The organism is Streptococcus oralis (assembly GCF_001578705.1).
GTDB lineage: Bacteria > Bacillota > Bacilli > Lactobacillales > Streptococcaceae > Streptococcus > Streptococcus oralis_J.
Genome location: NZ_KQ969037.1, coordinates 352,917 through 361,022, shown reverse-complemented (window position 1 = coordinate 361,022; position 8,106 = coordinate 352,917). Strand labels below are relative to the sequence as shown.

The following is an 8,106-nucleotide window of genomic DNA, read 5'->3' as shown; positions in this document are numbered from 1 at the left end:
CTTATTTTCATCAGATTTGTTAGAATCATTTTTCTCATTATCAGGTTTATAAAGCAAAAATTTTAATGTGCTTAAGGAAGTGTAGTGGATAAAACTATTAACGGCTGTAATCTGAGAGTATCTTAATGTATCCTTAATTTTCTTAACGCTAGTTGATATTATTTCTAAATATTCATTTTTAATAGTTTCTAGTTCTGACTTTAATTGATCAAAATTAGTCTGTTCAAGCAACTTAGACAGAATATTATAGCATTTCTTATCATCGGTATCCTCCATTGAATTCTTAATATATGATTCAACCAAACTTTTTAATAGACTATAGTTAAAACGACTTATCTTGACTACTTTTACAATATCTCGTTCAATTTCGGTAAATCTTTTACTCTTTAATAAATCCACAAAGTATTTTGGAATAATATCAGAGAAAAGGTAATTCCCAACATTTAAATTCGAATCTAGTTTTTTTAGAGCTTTATTAAATTTAATTATATCTTTACTATTTGTTACCCCATCATTTCTTAAAAGAGCAAACTTAACTCCTTCATTTTCTTTTATTTCTTCTGGTAAATCATTAAGTGTTAAATCATTATGTATTGTAAGAAATTCATCATAATTTTTTGAACATAGTTCATATAAGTTTCGATAAAATTCTAGATTACAAGCCAAAGAATATTTTTGATTCTTATCAAAATCAGCTTTAGTCAATTTAAAAATAGATTTAATTCCGTTAATATCCTTTTGTTCTTCTAGCTCTGCTTCATAAATTCTATAACTACCTATGTAGCTTTCACCACAATCCTTGTCATAGTAATAAACATGAAAAGTAATGTAATAATTATAGTCATTCCAATCATCTTTAAAAAGAACAATACTGTCTGAAAACTTTTTGTTAGCTACTTTCTTATACACATTGTTAAAATATTTATATTCTGTCATCTATTACTCCTTCTACACCTGCTCCGATAATTCCTCCCACTCAAGCATAGCCTCTTCTTGACGATGGCTGATTTTGTCCAGTTCAGCCTGCAATTCCATGAGTTTTTCAGCATCATTGGTTTCCAGCATTTTTTCAGAAATGGCTTGGCTTTGAGTTTCTAACTCTTCGATTTCAACTTCCAAACTCTCGATTTGACGCATGAGCTTGCGGGCTTCTTTTTGACTTTCTTTTTGTGCCTGGTAGTCATTAGCTGGACTTGCTTCTTTTGCTTGATTACTCATTGAAGCTTCCTCTGTCTGGCTCGCTTCTACTTCTGCTTTCTTCTCAACATAGTAGTCATAATCTCCTAGATAGAGGGTCGAACCATTCTCGGACAATTCCAAAACATGAGTGGCTACACGGTTGATGAAATAACGGTCGTGACTGACGAAAAGAAGGGTTCCATCAAAGTCAATCAGGGCATTTTCCAAAACTTCCTTGCTATCAATGTCCAAGTGGTTGGTCGGCTCGTCAAGAATCAGGAAGTTATTGTTTTCCATTGAAAGTTTTGCAAGAAGCAAACGAGCTTTCTCGCCACCAGACAGCATTCCAACTGATTTTTTAACATCATCCCCTGAGAAGAGGAAAGCGCCAAGACGGTTACGTATTTCAACTTCTGGTGTCAGTTTAAAATCATTCCAAAGTTCATCCAGAACAGTATTACTTGGTGTCAACTTGCTTTGAGTCTGGTCATAGTAGCCGACCTCAACATTGGCACCAAAACGCTTCTCTCCTTTGATAAAAGGGATCTGGTCTACTATTGACTTGATAAAGGTTGACTTCCCAATGCCATTTGGTCCTACTATGGCAACAGCATTCATTTTACGAAGGTCAAGATTGATAGGTTCTGACAATATTTCCCCATCATAGCCAATAGCAGCATTTTCAACTGTCAAAACGACATTTCCTGATGTTTTTTCAGACTGGAAAGTCATATTGGCTGATTTCTTGCCAGCTTCAGGCTTGTCCAAACGCTCCATTTTTTCCAGTTGTTTCCGGCGAGATTGGGCACGTTTGGTTGTCGAAGCTCGTACTAGATTACGATTGACAAAGTCTTCCAGAGCAGCGATTTCCTTCTGCTGCTTTTCATAGTTCTTAGCTTCCGTTGCTAGCTTTTGCTCTTTTTGTTCAACGAAACGAGAGTAATTTCCCACATAGCGATCCAAAGAATGTTTGGTCAAATCCAGCGTAATCGTCGCAACCTTGTCTAAGAAGTAACGGTCGTGGCTGACAATAATGAGGGCACCGCTATAGTTTATCAAGTAATTTTCCAACCAGGCTATGGTTTCAATATCCAAGTGGTTGGTTGGCTCGTCCAAGACCAAGAGATTGGGCTTTTCAAGGAGCATTTTAGCCAGTGCCAGACGAGTATTTTGACCGCCAGAAAGCTCAGCAATTTTCATCTGCCACATAGATTCATCAAACTTGAAACCATTCAAGATAGCACGGATATCAGCTTCATAGGTAAAGCCGCCTGCTTGACGGAAATTCTCTGACAAACGGTCATAATCCGCCATCAGTTTATCCAAATCCTCACCAGACTTTTCACCCATCTCCAACTCCATCTGACGAAGTTGCTTCTCAGTCCGACGTAGATCATCAAAAACATGGAGCATTTCATCGTAGATGGTATTTTCAGACTCAAAACGGCTATCTTGGGCTAGGTAAGATAGAGAAATATCTTTTTTCTTATTGATTTCTCCACTGGTTGGCTCCTCTTCTCCAACCAAAATCTTCAAAAGAGTAGACTTACCTGCACCATTTTTCCCAACGAGGGCAATCCGATCTCGTTCATCTACTTGCAGATTGATATTATCAAAAAGAACCTCTCCTGCAAATGAACGTTCAATTTTATTAGCTTGTAAAATAATCATATAGGTAGTATAGCATGTTTCCCTAAGGGGTTCAAGACTATAGGATCCATTTCATTTCAAGCTTTTTCAGAAAGTTATGCTAACGTTTTACTAAAATGATAAATCGTGATATAATGAAAGCGATTAAAAGAATTTACAAAAAAGGAGACACTTTATGACTTACCAAGAAAATTATCAAAAATGGGTCGATTTTGCTGAACTTCCTGACTACCTTCGTCAAGATTTGGAAAATATGGATGAAAAAACAAAGGAAGATGCCTTCTATGCAAATCTTGAATTTGGTACTGCTGGTATGCGTGGCTTAATCGGTGCTGGTACAAATCGTATCAATATCTATGTTGTCCGTCAAGCAACTGAAGGATTGGCTCGTTTGATTGAATCAAAAGGTGGAAATGAAAAAGAACGTGGTGTGGCAATTGCCTATGATAGTCGTCACTTCTCACCTGAGTTTGCCTTTGAATCTGCTGCAGTTCTTGCTAAACATGGTATCAAATCTTATGTATTTGAAAGCCTTCGTCCAACTCCAGAACTTTCATTCGCTGTTCGTCACCTCAACTGTTTCGCAGGTATCATGATTACTGCCAGCCACAACCCTGCTCCATTTAACGGTTACAAGGTTTATGGTGAAGATGGCGGTCAAATGCCTCCACACGATGCGAACGCTTTGACTACTTATATTCGTGCAATCGAAAATCCATTCGCTGTCGAAGTTGCTGATGTCGAAGCTGAAAAAGCTTCTGGCTTGATTGAAGTGATCGGCGAAGCTGTCGATGTTGAATACCTCAAAGAAGTCAAAGATGTTAACATCAACCCAGCCTTGATTGAAGAATTCGGTAAAGACATGAAGATTATCTACACACCACTTCATGGTACTGGAGAAATGTTGGCTCGTCGTGCCCTTGCTCAAGCAGGATTTGACTCTGTCCAAGTCGTTGAAGCGCAAGCAACTCCAGACCCTGATTTCTCTACTGTGAAATCTCCAAACCCAGAAAGCCAAGCAGCTTTCGCCCTTGCTGAAGAGCTTGGTCGTCAAGTTGGTGCGGATGTTCTTGTTGCAACTGACCCTGACGCTGACCGTGTTGGTGTTGAAGTCCTTCAAAAAGATGGTAGCTACCTTAACCTTTCAGGTAACCAAATCGGCGCTATCATGGCTAAATACATCTTGGAAGCCCACAAAAATGCTGGAACTCTTCCTGAAAATGCAGCCCTCTGCAAATCCATCGTATCAACTGACTTGGTAACGAAGATTGCTGAAAGCTACGGCGCAACCATGTTCAACGTTTTGACTGGTTTCAAATTCATCGCTGAAAAAATCCAGGAATTCGAAGAAAAACACAATCACACTTACATGATGGGATTTGAAGAAAGCTTCGGTTACTTGATCAAACCATTCGTACGTGATAAAGACGCGATCCAAGCCGTTCTTGTCGTTGCTGAACTTGCTGCCTACTATCGTTCACGTGGTTTGACACTCGCTGACGGTATTGAAGAAATTTACAAAGAGTATGGCTACTATGCTGAAAAGACCATCTCTGTTACTCTTTCAGGTGTCGATGGAGCTGAGCAAATCAAAGCAATCATGGCTAAGTTCCGTGACAATGGTCCGAAAGAATTTAACGCTACTGCTATCTCAATCACAGAAGACTTCAAGGCACAAACTTCTACTACTGCTGATGGTATTGTAACTGCCTTAACAACTCCTCCAAGTGATGTTTTGAAATACACTCTTGCGGATGGTTCTTGGATCGCTGTTCGCCCTTCAGGTACAGAACCAAAAATCAAGTTCTACATTGCCGTGGTGGGTCAAAGCAACGAAGATTCTCAAGCTAAGATCGCCAACATCGAAGCAGAAATCAATGCCTTTGTAAAATAAGCAAGATGAAAGATGAGATAAAACGATCTCATCTTTTTTTCGTATCAAATCCGAGCAATTTTATAAACTTTGTGGCATACTAGTTTTATCAAAAAAAGAGAGGTATTCTTATGAATCAGTTTTTAGAAGATATTAAAGACCTTGAAGTGACTACTGTTGCCCGTGCCCAAGAAGCACTCAATAATAAAGAAACAGCAACCTTCTTCATCGGTCGCAAAACTTGTCCTTACTGTCGTAAATTTGCTGGCACATTGGCAGGTGTCCTATCTGAAACTAAAGCACACATCTACTTCATCAACAGTGAAGAACCAAGTCAACTCAATGAGTTGCAAGAATTCCGTTCACGTTATGGAATTCCAACTGTTCCAGGCTTTGTCCACGTTGCAGATGGTCAAATCAATGTCCGTTGCGACTCTTCAATGTCAGCACAAGAAATCAAAGAATTTGCAGGATTGTAAAAGATAATAAAAGAAGGCACTCGCCTTCTTTTTTATATATCTGTCAGTGGTGTTGCGGTATCGGGAGAGGTGTCGTAAACCTTAAAGTCTACTCCTACATCCAAATCAGCTTGTGCTAGCTGATTGACCATGGTCATATGAGCCAGTTCTTTGATATTGTTCTCCTTAGACAAATGTCCAAGGTAGATTTTCTTAGTCCGATTTCCCATTGCACGAATCATGGCCTCAGCACCGTCTTCGTTAGAGAGGTGACCAAGATCAGATAGGATTCGCTGTTTGAGTCGCCAAGCGTAAGAACCTGCTCGCAAAATCTCCACATCGTGGTTGGACTCGATGAGGTAACCGTCAGCATTCTCGACAATTCCTGCCATACGGTCACTTACATAACCTGTATCGGTCAACATGACAAAACTCTTGTCATCTTTCATAAAGCGGTAAAACTGTGGCGCTGCGGCATCGTGGCTGACCCCAAAACTCTCGATGTCGATATCGCCAAAGGTTTTGGTTTTTCCCATCTCAAAAATGTGCTTCTGGGATGAATCAACCTTACCGAGGTACTTGCTATTTTCCATAGCTTGCCAAGTTTTCTCATTAGCGTAAAGATCCATACCATACTTACGAGCCAATACACCGACTCCATGGATATGGTCGGAATGCTCATGCGTAATCAAAATCGCATCCAGATCCTCAGGTTTGCGGTTGATTTCACTCAAGAGACTGGTAATTTTCTTACCAGACAAGCCTGCATCCACTAAGATTTTCTTTTTGGGGTTTCCAGATAAAAGGAATTTCCACTGGAACCTGATGCTAAAATACTGTATTTAAAGCCTATTTCACTCATTCTAATCTTCTATTTCGTCCTCCCATATTTCTTCTTTTACGGCATCCTTATCATAAGGGAGCACGATGGTAAAGGTTGATCCCTTACCGTATTCACTTTTGGCCCAAATAAAGCCATTGTGTTGTTTGATGATTTCCTTTGCAATAGCCAGACCTAGACCAGTTCCACCTTGAGCACGACTTCTTGCACGATCCACACGGTAAAAGCGGTCAAAAATCTTCGGCAAATCTTGCTTTGGAATACCTAGACCTTGGTCTTTTATGGATAAAATCATCTGGTCATCAGTAGTTTTCATGCTGACAGTGATTTTCCCACCATCTGGTGAGTACTTGATGGCATTGTTGAGAATATTATCAATCACCTGGGTCATTTTATCGGTATCAATCTCGATCCAAACTGAATTGATTGGGTAATCTCTAACCAGCTCATATTTTTTCTCTTCATCCTGGCTCCTCATCTTATCGAAACGATTGAGGATAAAGGTGATGAAGGCTGTAAAATTAATCAATTCCACATCCAATTGAGTGGTCGCATTATCAATACGAGAGAGATGCAAGAGATCTGTCACCATCCGCATCATACGGTTGGTTTCATCAAGCGAAACCTTGATAAAATCAGGAGCAACAGAATCATATAAGGCTCCCTCGTCTAAGGCTTCAAGATAAGATTTAACACTCGTCAAAGGAGTCCTCAACTCATGGCTAACATTGGACACGAAGAGTCTCCGTTCACGCTCTTCCTTCTCCTGTTCAGTCGTATCGTGCAAAACGGCAACCAAACCAGAGATGAATCCAGACTCACGACGAATGAGTGCAAAACGCACACGAAGGCTAAGATATTCTCCATTAGCATTTTGGGAATCAATCATCAATTCGGGAATCTGTGTAATGAGGTCACGCAGTTCATACTCTTCCTCTATCTTAAGCAATTCTAGAATGCTTTTGTTCAATGCTTCTTCTTTTACGATACCCAGCTGTTTCTTAGCCATATCGTTAATCATAGTAATCTGACCACGACGATTGGTTGCAAGAACTCCATCTGTCATATAAGAAAGAATACTGTTAAGCCTTTTTGTTTCTTGCTCCAGATTTTCCTGCGTTAAACGAATAACCTCAGACAAATCATTGAGGTTATTGGTAATGTTGGTAATTTCAGAACTTCCCTGCATATCCAAAACTCGAGAATAATCCCCTGCAATCAAATCCTTGACCTTTTGATTAATCTGCTTTAGTCGAATATTATCACGGCGATTTTCTAGCAATAGCAAGGTGACCACCAAGATAAAGCCCAGCAAAATCAAAATAAAGATAAAATCACTGGTCAGAATCGTTTGTCTAATATCTTCAATCATTATTTCTCATATAGTACCCCACACCACGACGTGTTAGGATGTATTCTGGACGGCTTGGAGTGTCTTCAATTTTTTCACGCAAACGTCGGATGGTCACGTCTACTGTACGAACATCACCAAAATAGTCATAACCCCAAACAGTCTCAAGTAAGTGTTCACGCGTAATGACTTGTCCAATATGGGAAGCCAAGTGGTACAAGAGCTCAAACTCACGATGAGTCAGCTCTAATTCCTCACCGTATTTCTTAGCCACATAAGCATCTGGGACAATTTCCAAATCGCCAATCTGCAGGGGTTGGGATTTCTTTTCATCAGACTCTTGACTATCAGCTGAAGCGAGATCTGTACGACGGAGCAAGGCCTTCACACGCGCTTGCAACTCACGATTTGAGAAGGGTTTGGTCACATAATCATCTGCCCCAAGTTCTAAACCGATAACCTTGTCAAACTCGCTATCCTTGGCCGATAGCATAATGATTGGAACACTGCTAGTCTTACGAATGGTCTTAGCAACTTCTAAACCATCGATTTCAGGAAGCATCAAATCCAGGATAATAATATCTGGTTGCTCCACCTCAAATAGCTCGATAGCTTCTCTACCGTTAAAGGCTGTTACAACCTCATAGCCTTCCTTGGTCATATTAAACTTAATAATATCTGAGATTGGTTTCTCATCATCTACAACTAATATTTTTTTCATATGTTCACCTTTTCTTTATCTATTATAACAAAA

At 39.6% G+C, this 8,106-nt stretch carries 5 protein-coding genes and 2 pseudogenes; 2 read left to right on the top strand and 5 right to left on the bottom strand.

Annotated elements, in window-relative coordinates:
* Positions 1-936: pseudogene (locus SORDD05_RS10095) on the bottom strand (DUF2971 domain-containing protein); the annotation flags it as partial.
* A 12-nt stretch (positions 937-948) separates the two neighbouring features.
* Complete coding sequence (locus tag SORDD05_RS01770; protein WP_061416824.1) at positions 949-2,850, bottom strand: ABC-F family ATP-binding cassette domain-containing protein; 1,902 nt, start codon at positions 2,848-2,850, stop codon at positions 949-951.
* A 154-nt stretch (positions 2,851-3,004) separates the two neighbouring features.
* Here SORDD05_RS01770 and SORDD05_RS01765 point away from each other — a divergent pair, with 154 nt between their 5' ends.
* Positions 3,005-4,723, top strand: coding sequence for a phospho-sugar mutase (locus tag SORDD05_RS01765; RefSeq protein WP_061416823.1), 1,719 nt, complete (start codon positions 3,005-3,007; stop codon positions 4,721-4,723).
* 110 nt (positions 4,724-4,833) lie between these two features.
* Positions 4,834-5,181, top strand: a complete 348-nt coding sequence (locus SORDD05_RS01760; RefSeq protein ID WP_061416822.1) for a DUF6568 family protein — start codon at positions 4,834-4,836, stop codon at positions 5,179-5,181.
* A 32-nt stretch (positions 5,182-5,213) separates the two neighbouring features.
* On the opposite strand, the pseudogene SORDD05_RS01755 reads toward SORDD05_RS01760, so the two are convergent.
* The 3 genes and pseudogenes from SORDD05_RS01755 to yycF form a co-directional block, all read right to left on the bottom strand.
* A pseudogene (locus SORDD05_RS01755) lies at positions 5,214-6,022 on the bottom strand (MBL fold metallo-hydrolase).
* Between the two features lies 1 nt (position 6,023).
* Positions 6,024-7,373: a cell wall metabolism sensor histidine kinase VicK gene (gene vicK, locus SORDD05_RS01750; protein WP_061416821.1), complete on the bottom strand. Its 1,350-nt coding sequence runs from the start codon at positions 7,371-7,373 to the stop codon at positions 6,024-6,026.
* A complete protein-coding gene (gene yycF, locus SORDD05_RS01745; protein WP_061416820.1) occupies positions 7,366-8,073 on the bottom strand; it encodes a response regulator YycF in 708 nt (235 codons plus the stop codon). Before yycF ends, vicK begins: the two co-directional genes overlap by 8 nt.
* Between the last annotated feature and the right edge of the window lie 33 nt (positions 8,074-8,106).